Here is a 20,157-nt window from a genome sequence, read left to right as displayed (position 1 = left end):
CGGAATCGCCCGAACCCTAGCCGGATGCCGGTCGTCTCGATCCGCCACAGGACCGCCTACCGCTACCGCCGCCCGGTGGCGTTCGGCGAGCACAGGATGATGTTCCGCCCCCTGGAGGCGCCCGACCAGCGGGTGCTCTCGGCGGAGCTTTCCATCACGCCCGAGCCGCATTCGCTCGCCGACGACAAGGACCTGCACGGCGCCTACGTCGGCGTGGCGCAGTTCGGCGCCCTGGCCGACGAGCTGGTGTTCGACAGCCGCGTGCTGGTGGACCATCGCCCCACCCCCGCGGCCAAGCTGATCAGCGACGCCATCGTCGATCCCTCCGCCCGGCGGGTGGACGGAGCCGCCGCCCAGTGGGCGACCCGCTTCCTCGGCCGCGGCCGCCCGCTGCTGCTGCCGGTGCTCACTGAGATGAGCCGCGCGATCCGCGAGGAGTTCGACTACGGCGTCCGGCTCGACGGCGGCCCCCGCGCGCCGGAGGAGACGCTCGAGGCCCGCGGCGGCAGTTGCCGCGACTTCGCCGTGCTGATGATGGCCGCCGCGCGCAGCCTGGGCGTGCCGGCCCGCTTCGTCTCCGGCTACCTCTATAGCGCCGCCGCGCGCGAGCCGGCGGCGGCAGGCCACACCCACGCCTGGGTGCGCGCCCACGTGCCGGGCTGCGGCTGGGTGGACTTCGACCCGACCAACGGGACCGTCGGCGCCGCCGACCTGATCCGCGTGGCGGTGGTGGCCAATCCCGCTCACGCCCTGCCGCTGCAGGGCGCCTGGACCGGTCACGCCGACGACTTCCTCGGCATGGAGGTGGAAGTGCAGGTGGGCGCCGCCGCTGCCGAGGCCGTCGCCGCCTAGCCGCCGAAGGTGACGCTGAACAGCGCGCGCACGGTGCGCTCCGAGACCACCCAGAGCTGGTTCGACGGCGAGGCCCAGTAGCCCTGGTCGTCGGTGACGTTGGACGCCAGCACCCGGAACTGCGCCGGCCTCCCGGCCACGGTGAATCGCCGCCGGGCGCCGAGGTTGAGCTGGGTGACGTCCGGCGTCTGGAAGGTGTTGCGCGTGTCGGCCCAGCGTCCGGAATACCAGGTGAGCTGGGCGTCCGCGCTCCAGCCGTGGGCGAGCTGGCGCTCGACGCTGGCGTTCACCACCACGTCCGAGAGCCCGGGCGCGCGCGGGCCGACCACGCCGGCGTCCACCAGCGCGCCGCTGACCTTCGGCTCGAAGACGACCGCTCCCAGCACGACGCTCGTGCGGTCGTCGAGCGCTCCCGCCAGCGAGGCCTCCACGCCCCGGTGCGCCACCTCGCCCACGAGGCCGTACGCGCCGTCGGCCCGGAAGCCCATGGTCGGCTTGGAGACCTCGAAGGCCGCGCCGATGAAGGTCAGGCGGTCGGTGAGGGCGTGTCGAACGCCGACTTCGAACTGCTCGGCCTCCACCGGCGGCAGCACCTCGTTGCGATTGGTGGCCGTGTTGGGCGCGAGCCCGTTCTCCTCGAGCCCGGTCACCCAGCTCCCGAACAGGCTGGTGCGCGGCGTCAGGCTCCAGACCACGGAAGCGTTCCACAGCGTGGTCTCTTCTGTCCCGGAGGTCTGCGGCCCGCTCAGGGTGCGCACCGCCTTCTCGTAGCGGGTGCGGTGGGCGCCCAGCCGCAACTGCAGCCGGTCGCCCCAGGCGAGGCCATAGCCCACCGAGGCGGTGACCTGCTCCACCCGGTCCAGCCCGCGGACCCCCGACCAGGCTGGCTCCGCGGAGGGCGGCAGGTCGCCGTCGAGGCGGAAGGAGCCCAGCGGCACGGCCACCGTGGTCGCCAGATCCACTTCGCTCCGCCGGGCGCGGAGGGAGGCGCTCAGCAGGTGGTCGACGCCGCCCGCGGAGAGCACCCGGCTCACCTTCACCTCCCCGGAGTCGGAGACGTTGGTCTTGCCGGGGCTGAGGTAGAGCGTGGCCGCCGCGTTCCCGTCTCCGTCGGAGGTCACCAGGGTGAAGTCCTGCCGGTCGGCGTCGTAGATCGAGCGGAAGGCCGAGACGCCCAGCGACCAGCCCGCCAGGTCGGCCTGGTAGAGCAGGCCGAGGTTGGTGTTGGTCGCCGCCACCTGCGCCCAGTCGGGCGAATAGTTGTGGAAGCGGCGCGGCGCCGGCGGCACGCGCGACTCGGAGGCCTTCATGGCGTAGTCGCCGTCGTAGCTCCGGTCGTACACGGCCACGAAGCCGCGCAGGGTCTGCCCCTCGGAGATCCGCCAGCGCGCCACCACGCCGGCGTCGATCGCCTCGCCGTGGGTTCCCACGCCCCAGTAGGCCTCGGGCCGCCAGACGGCGCCGCCGGCCAGCCCGAGCCGGCCGTCCTCGCTCGACCAGGAGCCGTTCGCCTCCAGCGTCTGGGTGCCGTAGTCGCGCAAGCCCCCGCCGAGCGTCAGGCTGTTGCGCGGCGTGGGCTCCCGCAGCCGGTAGTTCACCACCCCCGACGGCGCGGGGTAGGCGAGCCGCGCGGCGTTGACGCCCACCCGCACGCCCACGCCGGCCAGCACCGGGTCGTTCAGCGGCGCCGCCCGGGCGAAGTAGGCGTCGTCGATGCGGTAGGCGCCGGACGACTGCAGGTCGAAACCCCGCACCTGGCCTTCGGAGTAGAGGCCCAACTGTTCGATCCCCACGCGCTCGCCGAAGGCGTCGGCGGCCGAGCGAACGGCGCTTTCCTGCGCCGCGGCGGGCGTGCCCGCCAGAACCGAGAGGAGCAGTGCGGACCTGTAACGTGACATCTCTGTAATCCCCGGAGAACGCGGCTATTCAGACGGGGCGATCTGTCGGAGATTGCTTGGGGAGCGGCGCGGCAGCGGGCGTGATTTATTCGTGATGGTTTCGCGATGAACGAGCACGTCGCCCTTGCGTGGCCCACCCTCAACCTCGCCCGTGAGACCCCGTTCAGCCTGGCCGGCACCCACGTCCGCCCCGCCGCCCTGGAGGTGGAGACCGCCGGCGTCGTCACCCAGCTCGAGCCGCGGGTGATGAAGGTGCTGGTGGCCCTGCATCGGGCCCGCGGTCAGCCGGTGAGCCGGGACGAGCTGATCGACCTGTGCTGGAGCGGCCGCATCGTCACCGAGGGCGCGCTCAACCGCTGCGTCGCCCAACTCCGCAAGGCGCTGTGCGCCAATCCCCGCGTCCGGCTCGACACCATTCCGACCGTCGGCTACCGCCTGCAGGCGAGCGCCGAGGCGCATCGCGTCGCCGCCCCCGCAGCGCCCATGCCCGAGGCGCTGCCGGCCGGTCGGCTCCCCAGGCGGATCTCCCGCGGCGTCGTGCTCAGCGCCGCGGCCGCGGTCGTGGCCGCGGCCGCCGGCATCTGGTTCGCCCTGCCCAAGCCGGTGGGCTGGACCGCGACCGGCTATCGCCCGATCACCGCCGAACAGGGGCTGGAGACCCATCCTGCGCTTGCGCCCGACGGCGAACAGATCGTCTACAGCCGCAGGCCCGACATCACCGCCCCGCGCGACCTCTACATCCGCAGCCTGGAGCAGGGGACGCCGATCCGGATCACCCGGCATCCCGACGACGACGTCAGCGCCGTCTGGTCGCCGCGCGGCGACCGGCTGGCCTTCATCCGCATTCCCGCGCGCGGGCCCTGCACGGTCATGATCGCGCCCGTGCCGGTGGGGCCGGAGCGGGCCGTGGCGCGCTGCCAGCAGGCGACCTACACGCGGGTGAGCTGGCTGGACGACCAGACCGTGGTGATCGGCGATCGCCCCGGGAGCAACGACCTCTGGCGCCTGCGCGCCATCGACGTGCGCACCGGGCGCGCCCGCGACCTGACCTCGCCCGACCCGGCCACCCTGGGCGACAGCGATCCGGCGGTCTCCCCCGACGGCCGCCTCGTCGTCTTCCGCCGAAGCCTGATGCACGGCGCCGACGACCTCTTCCTCAAGGACCTGCGCACCGGCCGCGAACGCGCCCTCACCGACGACGGCTGGAAGGCGGCGGGCTATGTGTGGTCGGCCGACAGCCGCCACATCTTCTATTCCTCCAACCGCGGCGGCGAATTCGGGCTCTGGACCGTCGACACCCGCACCGGCGCCGCGCCCAGGCGGATCAGCCTCGGGCTCGGCCAGATCAGCTTCAGCCGGATGTCCATCGACCGGCGCAACCGCCTGGCGGTGGAGGCGCCGCGCGGGCGCACCAACATCGCCTGGCTGCAGTCGGACGGCCGCCTCTCGCCGGTGACCACCGAGGCGGGCATCGACTGGGACCCGGAGGCCGCCGCCGACGGCGCCGTGGCCTATGTCTCGAGCCGCAGCGGCGCGCCCGAGCTCTGGGTGACCCACCCGGACGGCCAGTCGGTGCGGCTGACCTCGATCGTCGGCAGCTACCTGACCGCGCCCGCCTGGTCGCCCGACGGCCAGAGCCTCGCCTTCGTGGCCGTGAAGGGGCGGCGGTCTGACATCTACACCGTGGGCCGCGACGGATCGCGGTTGCGCAGCGTCACCTGGGACGGCCTCGACAAGCTGGAACCCGTGTGGGGCCCGCGCGGCGACCGGCTCTACTATCTGGAGCGCACCGCGGCGGGCTACCGGCTGATGGAGCTGCTTCTGGCGGGCGACGGCAAGCCGCGGCCCGTGCCCGGCGGGCAGGGATGGCGCAACCTGCGGGCCTCGCCGGACGGGCGACTCTTCGGCCTGCTGCAGGCGGGCGTGCCTGTGGTCGCCCTGGACGGCGCGGCGCCCGGCGTGCGCATCGAGCAGGGCGACGTCTGGGCGGTGGGCCGGGCCGGCGTCTATGTGCTCACGGCGCGGCGCGAGCAGCCGCCGGCGGTCTGGCTGCACCCCTGGCGCGGGCCGGCTCGGAAGCTCGCCGATGCGCCGACCTCGGCCGGCTCGATCGGGCTGTCACCCGACGGCCGGGTCCTCCTCGCGCAGAACCTGGACGACCAGGTCGACCTTGGCCTTTTCGAGCTCAGCCGCGACTGATCCGCAATTTTCGTGTAACAAGCATACCGCATTTTCAGACGGCGGAGGCGGCGTTCAAGAACCGCGCCCGCGGACATATTGAGGGAACTTCCAAGATGATCAGCGCCCGCGCCGGCGTGCTCGGCCTCCTCGCCTCCACCGCGGTCCTCGCCAGTTGCACGACCGACAATCCGGCCGCGCCGAACGCGCTCGCGCAGGGCTCCCCGGTGGCCGCCGCCGCGCCGGCCCGGGTCGACAACTTCATGCTGGTCGACCAGAACCTGGAGGCCCACGAGCTCTACCGCCTGGCCGACGCTCGGGCGATCGCCATCGTCACCCACGCCGCCGGCGACCCCGAGATCCGCCGTCTCGCGCCGCAGCTCGCCGCGCTCCGGCAGCGCTACGCGGCCCAGGGCGTCGAACTGCTGCTCCTGAACTCCAGCCTCAAGGACGGCCGCGAGGCGATCCTCGCCCAGGACCTCCAGGTTCCCGTCCTGATGGACGTCCACCAGCTCGTCGGCGAGCAGCTCGGCGTCGCCCGCTCGGCCGAGCTCTACATCGTGGACCCGAAGACCTGGACGGTGACTTACCGCGGCGCCGCCGCCGACGCCGAAGCCGCGCTCGCCGCCGTGCTGGCCGGCCAGGCGCCGCCGGCGGCCGGGGCCAGCAAGGGCCTCGCTGTCGCCTTCCCCGAGCGCGCCCGCCAGGCCGAGTTCGCCAAGATCTCCTACGCCCGGGACGTGGCCCCGATCCTCGAGAAGAACTGCGTCGCCTGCCACTCGGAAGGCGGCATCGGCCCCTTCGCCATGAGCAACTACGAGATGGTGAAGGGCTTCTCCCCGATGATCCGCGAGGTCATCCGCACGGACCGGATGCCGCCCTACAACGCCGATCCGCACGTCGGGAAATTCTCGGGCTCGAAGAACATGAGCCCCGAGGAGATCAAGACGCTGGTCCACTGGATCGAAGCCGGCGCGCCGCGCGGCGAGGGCGACGACCCGCTCGCCAAGCATCGCCACGTGGCCGCCGAGTGGCCGCTCGGCAAGCCGGACCTGATCCTCAACATCCCGGCCTACAAGGTGCCGGCCTCGGGCATCGTCGACTACCAGCGGCCCTTCACGGTCAACACGCTCGCCGAGGGCAAGTGGATCCGCGCCACCACGGTGAAGCCGGGCGACCGGCGCGCGGTGCACCACGTGCTCACCGGCTGGATGAAGGAGGCGCCGGCCAACGGCGTGGCCTCGGAGACCAACTGGCGCGGCTCGGTGGGCGGCTATGCGGTGGGCGCGGAGTCCAACGTGTTCGGCGGCGACGTGGGCACCTACCTGCCGGCCGGCGGCGCCGTCGGCTACCAGATGCACTACACGCCCTATGGCAAGGAGACGGTCGATAACTCGCAGATCGGCGTCTACTTCCGGAAGGACGCCCCGAAGTACATCATGCGCAGCGTGGTGGTGATCGACCCCACCATCGAGATCGCCCCCAACAGCGCCCGCCACAAGGAAGTCGCCTACGTCGAGTTCCCCAAGGACGCGCTGCTCTACTCGGCCTTCCCGCACGCCCACTACCGGGCCTATTCCTCGGACCTGTGGCTGCAGACGCCGGACGGCAAGAAGACCCTGCTGCTCAGCCTGCCGCGCTACGACTTCAACTGGCAGCGGAGCTACGACTTCGCCCAGCCGGTGAAGATCCCCGCCGGCTCGAAGCTGATCGCCAACTACGTCTACGACAACTCCAAGCGGAACCCGGCGAACCCCGATCCCACGATCAAGGTGACCTGGGGCGAGCAGAGCCACGAGGAGATGCTGTTCACCTCGGTGAGCTTCCGCTGGCTGGATGAGACCGCCGAGAAGCAGATCGACAGCGAGGCCCGCTTCGCCGAGACCCGCCTCTTCGGGATGATGGACGACAACCTCGACGGCGTGCTGCAGAAGGCCGAGCTGCGCGGTCAGATGGGCAAGATGATCGCCACCTTCTTCGAGCGCATCGACACCTCGAAGAACGGGACCATCGAACGGGCTGAGCTCAAGGCCGCCCAGGCCCTGCTCCCGCAACGCCGCCGCCAGGCCAGCGACGGCCCGAACGAGAACACGCCGCTCGGGTAGGGCGCCGCACGCTCTCCTCTCCTCGCAACGCGGGGAGAGGGGACGTCCTACTGCGCCGCCTCCTGCGCGTAGCCGAGCAGCTCGTTCAGGCGCTCGAGCACGGTCACCGCCGCCTCCGGCACCACGGTTCCCGGCGTGAAGACGGCGGCCACGCCCAGCTCCTCCAGCGCCTTGAAGTCCTCGGGCGGAATCACCCCGCCCACCACCACCAGGATGTCCGGACGGCCGAGCTTGGCGAGCTCCGCCTTCAGCTCCGGCACCAGGGTCAGGTGGCCGGCGGCCAGCGAGCTCGCGCCCACCGCATGGACGTTGTCGCGCACGGCCTGGGCGGCGGTCTCGGCCGGGGTCTGGAAGAGGTCGCCGATGTCCACGTCGAAGCCGAGGTCCGCGAAGCCCGAGGCGATCACCTTCTGGCCACGGTCGTGGCCGTCCTGGCCCATCTTGGCCACCAGGATGCGCGGCTTGCGCCCATCGGCCTGGGTGAAGCCCTCGACCATCGCCTTGGCCCGCCGGGCGGCCGGGGTCTCGCCGGACTCGCGCAGGTAGACGCCCTTCACCGCGTCCGCGTGCGCCTTGTGCCGGTTGAACACCTTCTCCAGCGCGTCGGAGATCTCGCCCACCGTGGCCTTGGCGCGTGCGGCGTTCACCGACAGCTCCAGCAGGTTGGCGTTCGCCGCCGCCCCGTTGGTCAGGGCCTCCAGCGCCTGGCGTACGGCCTCCGGGTCCCGCTCGGCGCGCAGCCGCTTCAGCTTCTCGAGCTGCCGCTCGCGCACGGCGGTGTTGTCGACCTTCAGCACCGGGATCTCGTCGGCGGTTTCCGGCTTGTAGCGGTTCACGCCCACCACCGACTGCAGGCCGGAATCGATGCGCGCCTGGGTGCGGGCCGACGCCTCCTCGATGCGGCGCTTGGGCAGGCCGTCCTCGATCGCCCGGGTCATGCCGCCCAGGGCTTCCACCTCGGCGATGTGGGCCAGCGCCCGCTCGGCGAGGTCCGCCGTCAGCCGCTCCACGTAGTAGCTGCCGCCCCAGGGGTCGATCACCCGGGTCTGGCCGCTCTCGAGCTGGATGAAAAGCTGGGTGTTGCGCGCGATCCGCGCCGAGAAGTCGGTGGGCAGCGCCAGCGCCTCATCCAGGCTGTTGGTGTGCAGGCTCTGGGTCTGGCCGCCGGTGGCCGCCAGCGCCTCGACGACCGTGCGGGGCACGTTGTTGAACACGTCGTGCGCCGCCAGGGACCAGCCCGAGGTTTGAGTGTGGGCCCGCAGCGACAGCGAGCGGGAGTCCTTCGGGTCGAAGTTCTCCTTCATCAGCTTCGCCCAGAGCAGGCGGCCGGCCCGCTGCTTGGCGATCTCCATGAAGACGTTCATCCCGGCGTTCCAGAAGAACGACAGCCGCGGCGCGAACTTGTCCACCGTCATGCCGGCGGCCACGCCGGCCCGCACGTACTCGATGCCGTCGGCCAGGGTGTAGGCGAGCTCCAGGTCGAGCGTCGCTCCGGCTTCCTGGATGTGGTAGCCGCTGATCGAGATCGAGTTGAACCTCGGCATCTCGGCGCTGGTGTAGGCGAAGATGTCCGAGATGATCCGCATCGAGGGCGCGGGCGGGTAGATGTAGGTGTTCCGGACCAGGAACTCCTTCAGGATGTCGTTCTGGATCGTGCCCGAGAGCGCCTTGTGCGGCACGCCCTGCTCCTCGCCGGCCACGATGTAGAGCGCCATGATCGGCAGCACCGCACCGTTCATCGTCATCGACACGCTCATCTTGTCGAGCGGGATGCCGTCGAACAGCGTGCGCATGTCCAGGATCGAGTCGATGGCCACGCCGGCCATGCCCACGTCGCCCTTCACCCGCGGATGATCGCTGTCGTAGCCGCGGTGGGTGGCGAGGTCGAAGGCCACCGACAGGCCCATCTGACCGGCCGCCAGGTTGCGGCGGTAGAAGGCGTTGGAGTCCTCGGCCGTGGAGAAGCCGGCGTACTGGCGGATGGTCCACGGGTTCGTGAGGTACATGGTCGGGTACGGACCGCGCAGGAACGGCGCGAGCCCCGGATAGCCGCCGATGGCCTCGAGGCCGGCGGTGTCCTCGCGGCCGTAGGCGGCCTTCACGGCGATCCCTTCCGGCGTCGCCCAGGCTTCGCCGGCGGGCGCGGCCGCCGCCGGCAGGTCGGCGTCGAACGGCAGGGTGGTGAAGTCGGGGAAGGCGGTCATGCGGTCTCCTCCCTTCTGCCTTTTCGGGAGAAGGTGTCGGGCGAACGCCCGGCGGATGAGGGGTCTCTCTGATGTCGGTCGCCGACCGGGGCGGAGACGTCGGCGCGCCCCCGCGCCCGGCCGGCTTGCGCGGTGCGCCGTCTCCCGCAGGACGAGAAAGAGGCGAGGAAGTCGCAGATCATGCCTCGAAGGCCTCCGCCAGCCGGATCGGCCGCAGCGGGACGGCGTCGCCGTCGGGTCCCGGCAGGGCCGGGGAGGGGGCCTCCACGGCCCTCGGCTCGGCCCGTTCCACCTCCACCGGGCTCTCCTTGTCCGGCGGGAAGGCGTTGACGCCCACCAGCCGCGGCTCCGGCCGCGCGGCCCTGGCCGCCGCCACCTCGCGCGCGATGCTGCCGTTCGCCAGGGCGCGCGGGACGCCGCCCGCCGCCTCGATGGCCTGCAGGCTCTCCCAGGCCGCCCGGGCGATCCGGTCGGTCATGGCCTCGATGTAGCCGGAGCCCGCCGCCGGGTCGGCGACCCGGCCCACGTGGGCCTCTTCCATCAGCACGAGCTGGGTGTTGCGGCTCTGCCGCCGCGCGAACGCTGTCGGCAGGCCGATGGAGTCCGTGAAATTGCCCAGCACCACGGCGTCCGCCCCGCCCACGGCCGCGCCGAACCCGGCGGCGGTCAGGCGGATCATGTTCGTCCAGGCGTCGCGGACGGCCAGCATGCGCCGCGAGGAGCGCGCCTCGATGCGCGCCGCGGGCTCGGCGCCGCAGGCGGTGGCGACGCGGGCGAAGACGGCGCGGGCGGCGCGCAGCTTGGCGATGGTCAGCAGGTATTCGGCGTCGGCCGAGAGCCCGAGCGTGATCCGCGCGAACGCCTCGCCCACGGGCAGGCCGGCGCGAACCAGGGCCTTGGCGTAGGCGATGGCCGAGGCAGCCGCGAACGCCACCTCCAGCGCTTCGCCGCCGCCGGCCTCGTGAACCGCGCGCCCCGAGGCCAGGAAGAGCTGCGCCTGCGGATAGGTCTCGGCCAGCCGCACGCCGACGGTGGCGGCGCTGACCATGTGGCTCTCGATCGGGCCGGGGCTGTGGCCCGTCTCGGCGAAGCTCGACAGCGGGTCCATGTGGAAGCGCAGCTTCGCGCCCGGCGAGGCCTTGGCGACGCTGCCCAGCCAGTCGGCGGCCTTGGGGCCGAGGTAGCCGGCGTCCAGGGCCACCGGGGCGAGTTCGAGGATCACCCCGCCCAGCACCCGCGCCAGCCCGTCGGCCGAGCCCACCGCGACGCCCGCCTGGCCGGTGGGATCGATCCGCACCAGCGCCGACGCCGCCCCGCCTTCGAGATCGGCCAGGATCTCGGCGTTGGCGCGGCCGGGTTCGGGATGGGTGGTGAGGGCGCGCAGGTCCCAGGCGCGCTCGGCGCTGACAGGCCGCGTCGGGAAGCGCGCCGGCGCCTCGGCCTGAGGGTAGAGCGGCGCGATCGGCAGCCCCTCGGCGGTGGTCTTCTCCAGGCTGGAGAAGGGCGCCTCGCCCAGCGTCTTGGCGACCAGGGCGCGCCAGGCGTCCTCCGTGGCGGGCGGGAAAAGGCTGGTGTCGGCCATGGCGGGAGATGGGCCGGAAGCCGATGGGGCGTCAAGTTCACGCAAGGGCGCCGGAGCAAACGGAATCGGCTGCTATTGGTTAAGTTCCTGGAGGACGCCCGAGGACCGCCATGCCCACCATGGACTACACCTACTTCCGCAACCTGGCCTGGGACTGGGGCCCGGCGCTGCTGGCCGCCATCGCCGTCCTGGTGGTGTCGCACTTCATCGCCAAGGGCGTGCAGTGGGGCGTGGCGCGGATCATCGACCGCGCGCCGGGCATGAAGAAGCACAACGAGGGCGCCGCCCCGCGCGAGACCACGGGCTACCAGCTCGGCCAGCTCGGCTACTGGCTGGTGCTGCTGATCGGGGTCGTGGGCGCCCTGTCGATCCTCGGCCTCACCGAGATCGTCATGCCGCTGAACGGCCTGCTGGTGGAGGTCATGGCCTTCGTGCCCAACCTGATCGGCGCCATCGTCATCTTCGTGGTCGGCCTGGTGGTGGCGACGCTCGCCCGCCGGGTCGTGGAGGCGGCGCTGAACGTCGCTCACGTGGACAGTTGGCTGGAGCGGGCGGGGCTCGCCAAGCTCACCGGCGCGTCCGGCCTGGCGCGGACCTTCGGCACGCTCGTCTACGTGCTGATCATCATCCCGGTGACCATCGCCGCCCTGCAGCAGCTCGGCATCCGGGCGATCTCCGAGCCGGCGGTGGCGGTGCTCGCCACCGTCCTCGACGCGCTGCCCCGGCTGATCGCCGCGGCCATCGTGCTGGCCATCGCCTTCCTGATCGGCCGCTGGGTCGCCGGCCTCATCGAGCAGGTGCTGCCGTCGCTCGGCTTCGACCGCAGCCTGCAGGCGCTCGGCATCGGCGGCCCCTCGGCCGCCGACCCCGCCGATGCGCCCGAGGCCCCGGCGCCCGGCGGCATCACGCCGTCCAAGGTCGTCGCCCGTCTGGCCCTCGTGGCGATCATGCTGTTCTCGGCCGTCGAGGCCGCGCGCCTGCTGGCCTTCGCCGCCGTGGCGGTGATGCTCGCCGAGGTGCTGGAGCTCGCCGGCCACGTGCTGTTCGGCGGGGTGATCATCACGGTGGGCGTCCTGATCGGCAACTTCCTTGCCAACCTGCTGGACCGCTCCACCAACGGCGCCGACCACTTCGCCTCGACCATCGTGCGCTGGGCCACCATCGCGCTCGCCACCGCCATGGGCCTGCAGTTCATGGGCATCGCCGACGAGATCGTGATCCTCGCCTTCGGCCTGGTCCTGGGCTCGGCCGCCGTGGCCGCGGCGTTGGCCTTCGGGATCGGCGGCCGCGACACCGCCGGCCGGCTGCTGGAGAAGTGGACCCGTCGGGTCGAGGACCGGCCCATGCGCCCGCCGCCGCCGACCCGCCGCCCGCAGGTCCGCCCGCCGCCCCGCACCCCCAAGATCTGACTTGCCGGACGTGGCGGCAGGCCTGGAGGCTTGCAGGCCGACGACATTTGTCTGTACGTTGTAAATCCAACGCCGCCACAAGGATCCGCCCATGGCCCTGCCGCCCGTGCTCCGTGACCGCCTGCGCCTGCCGGTGATCGGCTCGCCGCTGTTCATCATCTCGGGGCCGGAGCTGGTGATCGCCCAGTGCAAGGCCGGCGTGGTGGGCTCTTTCCCGGCGCTGAACGCCCGGCCGGCCTCCCTGCTGGACGAGTGGCTGCACCAGATCACCGAGGAGCTGGCCGCCTGGGACAGGGCCCATCCGGACACCCCCTCGGCGCCGTTCGCGGTGAACCACATCGTTCACAAGACCAACGACCGCCTCGAGCACGACATCGAGATGTCCAGCAAGTGGAAGGCGCCCATCGTCATCACCTCGCTCGGCGCGCGGGAGGACGTGAACGCCGCGGTGCACGCCTACGGCGGCGTGGTGCTGCACGACGTGATCAACAACCGCTTCGCCCAGAAGGCGGTGGAGAAGGGGGCCGACGGCCTGATCACCGTCGCGGCCGGGGCCGGCGGCCACGCGGGCCAGCTCTCGCCCTTCGCGCTCGTGCAGGAGGTGCGGGCGTGGTTCGACGGGCCGATCGGCCTGTCGGGCTCGATCGCCAACGGCCGGGCCATCCTGGGCGCCCAGGCCATGGGGGCGGACCTCGCCTACATCGGCTCGGCGTTCATCGCCACGGAGGAGGCCCGGGCCGACGCCGCCTACAAGGACATGATCGTCCAGTCCTCGGGCGACGACATCGTCTACACCAACCTCTTCACCGGCGTTCACGGCAACTACCTGAAGCCGTCCATCGAGGCCGCGGGCCTCGATCCGAACGATCTGCCCCAGTCCGACCCCTCGCGGATGAACTTCGGCTCGGGCGGCAACCAGAAGGCCAAGGCCTGGCGCGACATCTGGGGCTGCGGCCAGGGCATCGGGGCCGTGAAGGAGGTGCCCACCGCGGGTGAGCTCGTCGCCCGCCTGGCTGCGGAGTACGAGGAGGCCAAGGCCGAGCTGGCCGCCAAGACCTCGCTCACCGCCGGCCGGGCGCTGCTCGCCGCAGAGTAGCCGCAAAGCTTCCGGACCGTTCAGGGCGCCGCCGGTCAGGCGGCGCCCTTTTTCGTGCCTGCGCGGCGGCCGGGTGTGTGGCCGTTCCGTCATCGCGCCTTCGCAGAAGCGTCATCGAAGCGATCTAGAACCGTCATCGGGACGGCGATCCCGCACGTTCCCGAACTGAATCAACGGGCTGAAGCGCGGCTTTAGAAAATCTCCGGGCGGCCTCAGCCTAAACCTACTTACCAGATAGGAATAGCGGGAGTAGCGTCACTCCTGCTGCTGCCAAGGGACACTCATGACCAAGCGACACATCCGAGCGGCCGCCGTGGCCGTCCTGCTCAGCAGCGCCGCCCCGGCCGCCCTGGCCCAGGCGGTCTCCACCGCCCCCACCCAGGGCGGCGGCATCAGCCAGGAACAGGCGCTTTCGCTGACCGCGCGCCTTGACGCGCTGGAGCAACAGAACCGCGACCTCCAGGCCCAGATCGAGGACCTGAAGGCCCAGTCCGCCGCCGGGGACCAGGCGATCCGCGAGCAGGTGGAGGCCGAGCCCAAGGTGTCGCTGGCAAATGGCCGGCCGACCTTCACCAGCGCCGACGGCCGCTTCACCGCCGCCTTCCGCGGCGTCGCCCAGCTCGACGCCGCCCACTACGACCAGCGCAGCGCCGGACCGTTGGGCGCCGACTTCCGCCGCGGCTCGTTCGGCGACGCCACGGAGGCGGACCGGGCCCGGGACCTGTCCGACGGGGCCAACTTCCGCCGCGCCCGCCTGGGGATCGAGGGCAAGGCCTTCGGCGACTGGAACTACAACTTCCTGTTCGACTTCGGCGGCTCGGGCACGGAGGAGGCCGGGCGGATCAGCGCGCTCTACGTCGAGTACGCCGGGCTGAAGCCCTACCGACTCCGGATCGGCGCCTTCCCGCCCACCACCGGCTTCGAGGACGCCACCTCCAACACGGCCTCGCTGTTCCTCGAGCGGGCGGCCGTGGCCGAGCTCGTGCGCGGCCTGGCGGGGGGCGACGGCCGCGCCGCCGCGGCCCTTTACACCGGCGGGGAGCGCTGGACGGCGCTCGCCTCGATCACCGGCAACCTCGTGGGGAGCCAGACCTACGACGAGCAGCTCGGCTTCGTCGGCCGGGTCTCGTTCCTGCCGTTCAAGTCGGAGAACTCGCTGCTGCACGTGGGCGCCAACGCCAACCTGATCCTCAACCCGGCGGCGGCGGGCCCGGACGTGGAGCCCGCCGGGGCGGCCACCACCATCCGCCTGCGCGAGCGGCCGGAGCTGCGCGTGGATCCCACGCGGCTCGTGGACACCGGAAACATCGACGCCGACGGCGTCACGGCCCTCGGCCTCGAGCTCGGCCTGCAGCACCGCGCCTTCACCCTTCAGGGCGAGCACTTCTGGATCGACGTGGACCGCCGCGCGAGCCCGCTGGAAAACCCGGACTTCTCGGGTTGGTACGTGCAGGGGGCCTGGACGCTCACCGGCCAGCCGCGTCGCTACAACACGACGAACGGCGGCTTCGACGCGCCGCGCGTCGAGAAGCCCTTCAATCTGAAGACCGGCGACTGGGGCGTCTGGGAGCTGGCGGCCCGCTATTCGGTGCTGGATCTCGACTACGTGGCCGACGCGGCCGCCTCCACCATCCGCGGCGGCGAGCAGAAGATCCTCACGCTCGGGATCAACTGGTACCCGAACAGCGTGGTGCGCTTCCTCGCCGACTACCAGCGCGTGGAAGTCGACCGGATCTCGCCCGGCGGCACGGCCTTCGGCGCGGGCGCCCTCACGCCGCCCGCCGGCGCCCAGATCGGCCAGGACCTGAACATCTGGTCGCTGCGGACGCAGTACGCCTTCTAACCCTCAAGGACCGACCATGAGCCAACCCCACCTCTCCAGGCGCACCCTCATCGCAGCAGCCGGGGGCGTCGCCGCGTCCTCCCTCGCGTGGGGAGGTGGGGCCCAGGCCCAGGCCAGGCCGATCAAGCTGCTGAACGTCAGCTACGATCCGACGCGGGAGCTCTACAAGGCGATCAATCCCGAGTTCGGGAAGTACTGGCAGGGCCGCACCGGCCAGACGCTGGACATCCAGCAGAGCCACGGCGGCTCCGGCAAGCAGGCCCGCTCGGTGATCGACGGCCTGCAGGCCGACGTGGTCACCCTGGCGCTCGCGGCCGACATCGACGAGATCGCCACCCGCGCCAAGCTGCTGCCGGCCAACTGGCAGAGCCGCCTGCCGAACAACTCGACGCCCTACACCTCGACGATCGTGTTCCTGACCCGCAAGGGCAACCCCTGGAAGATCCGCGACTGGGGCGACCTGGTAAAGCCGGGTATCCAGGTGATCACGCCGAACCCGAAGACCTCGGGTGGCGCCCGCTGGAACTACCTGGCGGCCTGGGCCTGGGCGCTGCGCCAGCCGGGCGGCTCGCCGGCCACGGCCCAGGCCTTCCTGCAGCGGCTGTTCCGCAACGTGCCCGTGCTCGACACCGGCGCTCGCGGCGCCACCACCACCTTCGCCCAGCGCCGCCTCGGCGACGTGCTGCTGGCGTGGGAGAACGAGGCCTACCTGACGCTCGAGGAGTTCGGGCCGAACTTCGAGATCGTCTACCCGTCCGTCTCGATCCTGGCCGAGCCGCCGGTGGCGGTGGTCGACCGCAACGTCGACCGGCACAAGACCCGGGTGCAGGCCGAGGGCTACCTGAATTTTCTCTACAGCCCGCTGGCCCAGGACCTGATCGGCAAGCACCACTTCCGGCCGCGCAACGCCCAGGCCCTGGCCAAGTACCGGTCGAAGTTCAAACCCTTGCCGCTGGTCACCATCGACGACACCTTCGGCGGCTGGAAGAAGGCGCAGGCCACGCACTTCGCCGACGGCGGCGTGTTCGACCGGATCTACAAGCCGGCCTGATCGCGCGTTCGCGAAGCGACGGCCGTCAGCCGGGGGCTTAGAAAAACTCTGCCCGCTTCCACGCTTATTCCTAGGGTATGACTTGGGATTGCGGGTAGAAGCGAGGCGGAGGACAGGACCATGACCAGCCCCTTCACCAGACGCGCCCTGCTGGCCGCCGGCGCGGCGGGCTTCGCCGCCGCCGCCTGCTCGCCGGGGGCCGGCTCCGGCGGCGCCGGCGCGATCCGGCTGCTCAACGTCAGCTACGATCCGACGCGCGAGCTCTACAAGGAGATCAACGCCGCCTTCGCCGCCGACTGGGCGGGCAAGCACGGCGGCCAGAAGGTCGAGGTCGAGCAGAGCCACGGCGGCTCCGGCAAGCAGGCCCGCGCCGTGATCGACGGCCTGCAGGCCGACGTGGTCACCCTGGCGCTGGGCGGCGACATCGACGAGATCGCCAACCGGGCGAAGCTGCTGCCGGCCAACTGGCAGACGCGCCTGCCGAACAACTCCGCGCCCTACACCTCGACGATCGTCTTCCTGGTCCGGAAGGGCAATCCGAAGCAGATCCGCGACTGGCCGGACCTCATCAAGCCGGGCGTCGGAGTCATCGCCTCCAACCCCAAGACCTCCGGCGGGGCCCGCTGGGCCTATCTGGCGGCCTACGCCTACGGCCTGAAGCAGGGCGGCGACGCCGCGGCTCGCGACTATGTCGGCCGGCTGTACCGCAACGTGCCCGTGCTCGACACCGGCGCGCGCGGCTCCACCACCACCTTCGCCCAGCGCGGCATCGGCGACGTGCTGCTGTCCTGGGAGAACGAGGCCTTCCTGACGCTCGACGAGTTCGGGCCGAACTTCGACATCGTCTATCCGTCGAGCTCGATCCTCGCGGAGCCGCCGGTGGCCCTGATCGACACGAACGTCGACAAGAAGGGCACGCGCGCCGCCGCCCAGGCCTACCTCGAGTTCCTCTACACCCCGACGGCGCAGGACATCATCGGCAAGCACCATTTCCGGCCGCGCGACTCCGCCGCCCTCGCGCGGCATGGCGCCAGCTTCCGGCAGATCCCGCTAGTCACCGTGGACCAGCCGTTCGGCGGCTGGACCAAGGCGCCCGCCGACCACTTCGCCGAGGGCGCGGTGTTCGACCAGATCTACAAGCCCGCGTGAGCATGGAAGCCCGCTACTACGCAGCCCCGGTGATCCGGCCGACGCCGGCGGCGCCTGCGCGCCGGCGCGGCTTCGTGCAGCCGTCGATTCTGCCGGGTTTCGGGCTCTCCTTCGGGTTCGTGCTGATCTACCTCGGGCTGATCGTCATCATCCCGCTGGCGGCGCTGGCGCTCCGGCCCTGGGAGATCGGGCTGGACGGGGTGATCCGCACGCTCACCGACCCGCGCGTGGCCGCGGCGCTTCGGCTCAGCTTCAGCCTGTCGCTGTTCGCCGCCCTGGTGAACGCGCCGCTCGGCCTGCTGATCGCCTGGACGCTCACCCGCTACGAGTTCCCCGGCCGTCGCCTGCTGGATGCGCTCGTGGACCTGCCGTTCGCCCTCCCGACGGCGGTGGCCGGCATCGCGCTCACCACCCTCTACGCGCCCACCGGCCTGCTGGGCGCGCTGGCCGAGAAGGTCGGAATCAAGACCGCCTATTCGCCGCTCGGCATCTTCATCGCCCTCGTCTTCATCGGCCTGCCGTTCGTGGTGCGGTCGATCCAGCCGGTGCTGCAGGACTTCGACCGCGAGGTGGAGGAGGCGGCCCGCACCCTCGGCGCCAGCGACCTCCAGCGCATCGTCCGCGTGGTCCTGCCCGGCCTGCTGCCGGCCCTGATCAGCGGCGTCACCCTGGCCTTCGCCCGGGCCGTGGGCGAGTATGGCTCGGTGATCTTCATCGCCGGCAACATGCCGCTGAAGACCGAGATCGCGCCCCTGCTGATCGTCATCAAGCTCGAGCAGTACGACTACGCGGGCGCCGCCGCCATCGGCCTGGCCATGGTGCTGATCTCGTTCGGCGCGCTCATCCTGATCAATGCGGCGCAGATCTTCCTCGCCGGGCGGGGCCGCCGATGAGTCAAGGCTCGTCCCCCGCCTTCCGGGTCCACCTGCCGGGCCTCGCGCCCGTCATGGTGCTCGCGTCCGTGGCCGCCATGTTCGCCCTGGTGGTCCTGCCGCTCGGGATCGTTTTCAAGGAGGCGCTGGCCCAGGGCTTCGGCGCATTCGTCAGGGCGCTGGAGGAGCCGGACGCCGTCGCCGCGATCCGCCTCACCCTGATCGTCGCCGCCATCGCCGTGCCGCTGAACGCCGTCTTCGGCGTCGCCGCCGCGTGGTGCATCGCCAGGTTCGAGTTCCGCGGCAAGAGCGTGCTGCTGACGCTCATCGACCTGCCGTTCTCCGTCTCGCCGGTCGTCTCCGGCCTCGTCTGGGTGCTGCTCTTCGGGGCCCAGGGCTTCTTCGGCGACTGGCTGATGGAGCGCGACCTGAAGATCATCTTCGCCCTGCCCGGGCTGGTGCTCGCCACCATCCTGGTGACCTTCCCCTTCGTGGCCCGCGAGCTGATCCCGCTGATGCAGGACCAGTCGGCCGACGAGGAGGCCGCGGCGCTCACGCTGGGCGCCGGTGGCCTGACCACCTTCTGGAAGGTCACCCTGCCCAACATCCGCTGGGCCCTGCTCTACGGCGTCCTGCTCTGCAACGCCCGCGCCATGGGCGAGTTCGGGGCGGTCTCCGTGGTCAGCGGCCATATCCGTGGCGCGACCAACACCCTGCCGCTCCACGTCGAGGTGCTCTACAATGACTACGAAAGCGTCGGCGCCTTCGCTGCGGCGTCCGTCCTCGCCGGCCTCGGCCTCGTCACCCTCATCCTCAAGACCGCTCTCGAATGGCGTCATTCCGGTGAACTTTCAGCCAGCCGCCGACACTAACGCGCTGTCGCTCGAGATCCGCGGGATCTCCAAGTCCTTCGGCCGCTTCCCGGCGCTGAAGGACGTGTCCCTGCAGGCCCGCGACAAGGAGTTCCTGGCGCTGCTCGGGCCCTCGGGCTCGGGCAAGACCACCCTGCTGCGGGTGCTGGCCGGCCTCGAGCTTCCCGACGCCGGAGAGGTCCGCTTCGGCGGCGAGGACTTCCTGGCGCTGCCGGTGCGCAAGCGCCGCGTCGGCATGGTGTTCCAGCACTACGCCCTGTTCCGCCACATGACCGTGGCCCAGAACATCGCCTTCGGCCTGACGGTGCGGCCGCGCGCCGAGCGGCCGTCCAAGGCGCAGGTGACCGAGCGGGTGCGCGAGCTGCTGTCCCTCGTCCAGCTCGAGGGACTGGAGAAGCGCTATCCGACCCAGCTCTCGGGCGGCCAGCGACAGCGCGTGGCGCTCGCCCGGGCCCTGGCCATCGAGCCGCGCATGCTGCTGCTCGACGAGCCGTTCGGCGCCCTCGACGCCCAGGTGCGGCGCGAGCTGCGCCGCTGGCTGCGCGAGCTGCACGAGCGGACCGGCGTCACCACCGTCTTCGTCACCCACGACCAGGAGGAGGCGCTCGACCTCGCCGACCGGGTGGCGATCCTCAAGGACGGCGAACTCGTCCAGCTTGGCACGCCCAACGAGGTCTACGAGGATCCGGCGACGCCCTTCGTGTACGACTTCCTGGGGGCCGCCTGCCGGTTGCTCGGCGAGGTGAGCGGCGGCCGCTTGAGGATCGGGGACTGGCAGACCGACGCCCCGAAGGGCGCCGGCCAGGGTCCCGTCGAGGTCTTCTTCCGCCCCGACGAGGTGGCCTTCGCCCCGCCGGGCGGAGCGGGCCTGCAGGCCGACGTCCGCGCCGTCGCCCAGCGTGGGCCGGACGTCCGCATCGAGTGCGTCATCCAGGGCCAGGTCTTCGAACTCGAGGCGCACGGCCCGACCCTGCCGACCGGCGTGACGCCGGGCCAGCCCGTGCGGGTCCAGCCCATGCGGCCGCGGATCTACGCGGCCGCCTGAG

General features: G+C 71.6%; 14 protein-coding genes. 11 read left to right on the top strand and 3 right to left on the bottom strand.

Annotated features, from left to right (window positions below):
- The first annotated feature begins 24 nt into the window (after positions 1-24).
- Complete coding sequence (locus ACE3Q8_RS03805; RefSeq protein ID WP_374468911.1) at positions 25-852, top strand: transglutaminase domain-containing protein; 828 nt, start codon at positions 25-27, stop codon at positions 850-852.
- Here the strand turns inward: ACE3Q8_RS03805 and ACE3Q8_RS03800 are convergent.
- On the bottom strand, positions 849-2,750 hold the full coding sequence (locus ACE3Q8_RS03800; protein WP_374468910.1) for a TonB-dependent siderophore receptor: 1,902 nt from the start codon (positions 2,748-2,750) through the stop codon (positions 849-851). The genes ACE3Q8_RS03805 and ACE3Q8_RS03800 overlap by 4 nt on opposite strands.
- Positions 2,751-2,855: 105 nt before the next feature.
- On the opposite strand from ACE3Q8_RS03800, the gene ACE3Q8_RS03795 reads away from it, so the two are divergent.
- Together ACE3Q8_RS03795 and ACE3Q8_RS03790 are read left to right on the top strand one after the other, a co-directional pair.
- Positions 2,856-4,949 (top strand): winged helix-turn-helix domain-containing protein, encoded by a 2,094-nt coding sequence (locus ACE3Q8_RS03795; RefSeq protein ID WP_374468909.1) that lies wholly within the window; start codon positions 2,856-2,858, stop codon positions 4,947-4,949.
- Positions 4,950-5,044: 95 nt separating this feature from the next.
- Positions 5,045-7,033: a hypothetical protein gene (locus ACE3Q8_RS03790; RefSeq protein WP_374468908.1), complete on the top strand. Its 1,989-nt coding sequence runs from the start codon at positions 5,045-5,047 to the stop codon at positions 7,031-7,033.
- A 47-nt stretch (positions 7,034-7,080) separates the two neighbouring features.
- Here ACE3Q8_RS03790 and scpA read toward each other — a convergent pair whose 3' ends face one another.
- Positions 7,081-9,237, bottom strand: coding sequence for a methylmalonyl-CoA mutase (gene scpA / locus ACE3Q8_RS03785; RefSeq protein ID WP_374468907.1), 2,157 nt, complete (start codon positions 9,235-9,237; stop codon positions 7,081-7,083).
- Positions 9,238-9,415: 178 nt separating this feature from the next.
- Complete coding sequence (locus tag ACE3Q8_RS03780) at positions 9,416-10,819, bottom strand: methylmalonyl-CoA mutase family protein (protein WP_374468906.1); 1,404 nt, start codon at positions 10,817-10,819, stop codon at positions 9,416-9,418.
- Positions 10,820-10,929: 110 nt separating this feature from the next.
- Here ACE3Q8_RS03780 and ACE3Q8_RS03775 point away from each other — a divergent pair, with 110 nt between their 5' ends.
- The 8 genes from ACE3Q8_RS03775 (at position 10,930) to ACE3Q8_RS03740 (ending at position 20,156) form a co-directional block, all read left to right on the top strand.
- Positions 10,930-12,228: a mechanosensitive ion channel gene (locus ACE3Q8_RS03775; RefSeq protein ID WP_374468905.1), complete on the top strand. Its 1,299-nt coding sequence runs from the start codon at positions 10,930-10,932 to the stop codon at positions 12,226-12,228.
- 91 nt (positions 12,229-12,319) lie between these two features.
- Positions 12,320-13,324 carry an NAD(P)H-dependent flavin oxidoreductase gene (locus tag ACE3Q8_RS03770; RefSeq protein WP_374468904.1) on the top strand — a complete coding sequence of 335 codons (1,005 nt, stop codon included), beginning with the start codon at positions 12,320-12,322 and terminating at the stop codon, positions 13,322-13,324.
- 283 nt (positions 13,325-13,607) lie between these two features.
- On the top strand, positions 13,608-15,167 hold the full coding sequence (locus ACE3Q8_RS03765; protein WP_374468903.1) for a porin: 1,560 nt from the start codon (positions 13,608-13,610) through the stop codon (positions 15,165-15,167).
- Positions 15,168-15,183: 16 nt separating this feature from the next.
- Positions 15,184-16,218 carry a sulfate ABC transporter substrate-binding protein gene (locus tag ACE3Q8_RS03760; protein ID WP_374468902.1) on the top strand — a complete coding sequence of 345 codons (1,035 nt, stop codon included), beginning with the start codon at positions 15,184-15,186 and terminating at the stop codon, positions 16,216-16,218.
- Positions 16,219-16,338: 120 nt separating this feature from the next.
- On the top strand, positions 16,339-17,367 hold the full coding sequence (locus ACE3Q8_RS03755; RefSeq protein WP_374468901.1) for a sulfate ABC transporter substrate-binding protein: 1,029 nt from the start codon (positions 16,339-16,341) through the stop codon (positions 17,365-17,367).
- A 2-nt stretch (positions 17,368-17,369) separates the two neighbouring features.
- Positions 17,370-18,260: a sulfate ABC transporter permease subunit CysT gene (cysT, locus tag ACE3Q8_RS03750; protein ID WP_374469101.1), complete on the top strand. Its 891-nt coding sequence runs from the start codon at positions 17,370-17,372 to the stop codon at positions 18,258-18,260.
- Positions 18,261-18,313: 53 nt separating this feature from the next.
- Positions 18,314-19,111 carry a sulfate ABC transporter permease subunit CysW gene (gene cysW / locus ACE3Q8_RS03745; RefSeq protein WP_374469100.1) on the top strand — a complete coding sequence of 266 codons (798 nt, stop codon included), beginning with the start codon at positions 18,314-18,316 and terminating at the stop codon, positions 19,109-19,111.
- Positions 19,083-20,156, top strand: a complete 1,074-nt coding sequence (locus tag ACE3Q8_RS03740; protein WP_374468900.1) for a sulfate/molybdate ABC transporter ATP-binding protein — start codon at positions 19,083-19,085, stop codon at positions 20,154-20,156. The genes cysW and ACE3Q8_RS03740 overlap by 29 nt, the downstream gene beginning before the upstream one ends.
- Position 20,157 lies beyond the last annotated feature (1 nt).

Source organism: Phenylobacterium sp. (assembly GCF_041913825.1).
Classification (GTDB): domain Bacteria; phylum Pseudomonadota; class Alphaproteobacteria; order Caulobacterales; family Caulobacteraceae; genus Phenylobacterium.
Note: the sequence above shows the minus strand (reverse complement) of the source record. Positions and strands in the feature narration are given on the sequence as shown.

Excerpts from the sequence above, each read along its gene's own strand:
- ACE3Q8_RS03805 (WP_374468911.1), top strand. The coding sequence starts at position 25 with ATGCCGGTCGTCTCGATCCGCCACAGGACCGCCTACCGCTACCGCCGC.
- ACE3Q8_RS03800 (WP_374468910.1), bottom strand. The coding sequence starts at position 2,750 with ATGTCACGTTACAGGTCCGCACTGCTCCTCTCGGTTCTGGCGGGCACG.
- ACE3Q8_RS03795 (WP_374468909.1), top strand. The coding sequence starts at position 2,856 with ATGAACGAGCACGTCGCCCTTGCGTGGCCCACCCTCAACCTCGCCCGT.
- ACE3Q8_RS03790 (WP_374468908.1), top strand. The coding sequence starts at position 5,045 with ATGATCAGCGCCCGCGCCGGCGTGCTCGGCCTCCTCGCCTCCACCGCG.
- scpA (WP_374468907.1), bottom strand. The coding sequence starts at position 9,237 with ATGACCGCCTTCCCCGACTTCACCACCCTGCCGTTCGACGCCGACCTG.
- ACE3Q8_RS03780 (WP_374468906.1), bottom strand. The coding sequence starts at position 10,819 with ATGGCCGACACCAGCCTTTTCCCGCCCGCCACGGAGGACGCCTGGCGC.
- ACE3Q8_RS03775 (WP_374468905.1), top strand. The coding sequence starts at position 10,930 with ATGCCCACCATGGACTACACCTACTTCCGCAACCTGGCCTGGGACTGG.
- ACE3Q8_RS03770 (WP_374468904.1), top strand. The coding sequence starts at position 12,320 with ATGGCCCTGCCGCCCGTGCTCCGTGACCGCCTGCGCCTGCCGGTGATC.
- ACE3Q8_RS03765 (WP_374468903.1), top strand. The coding sequence starts at position 13,608 with ATGACCAAGCGACACATCCGAGCGGCCGCCGTGGCCGTCCTGCTCAGC.
- ACE3Q8_RS03760 (WP_374468902.1), top strand. The coding sequence starts at position 15,184 with ATGAGCCAACCCCACCTCTCCAGGCGCACCCTCATCGCAGCAGCCGGG.
- ACE3Q8_RS03755 (WP_374468901.1), top strand. The coding sequence starts at position 16,339 with ATGACCAGCCCCTTCACCAGACGCGCCCTGCTGGCCGCCGGCGCGGCG.
- cysT (WP_374469101.1), top strand. The coding sequence starts at position 17,370 with ATGGAAGCCCGCTACTACGCAGCCCCGGTGATCCGGCCGACGCCGGCG.
- cysW (WP_374469100.1), top strand. The coding sequence starts at position 18,314 with ATGGTGCTCGCGTCCGTGGCCGCCATGTTCGCCCTGGTGGTCCTGCCG.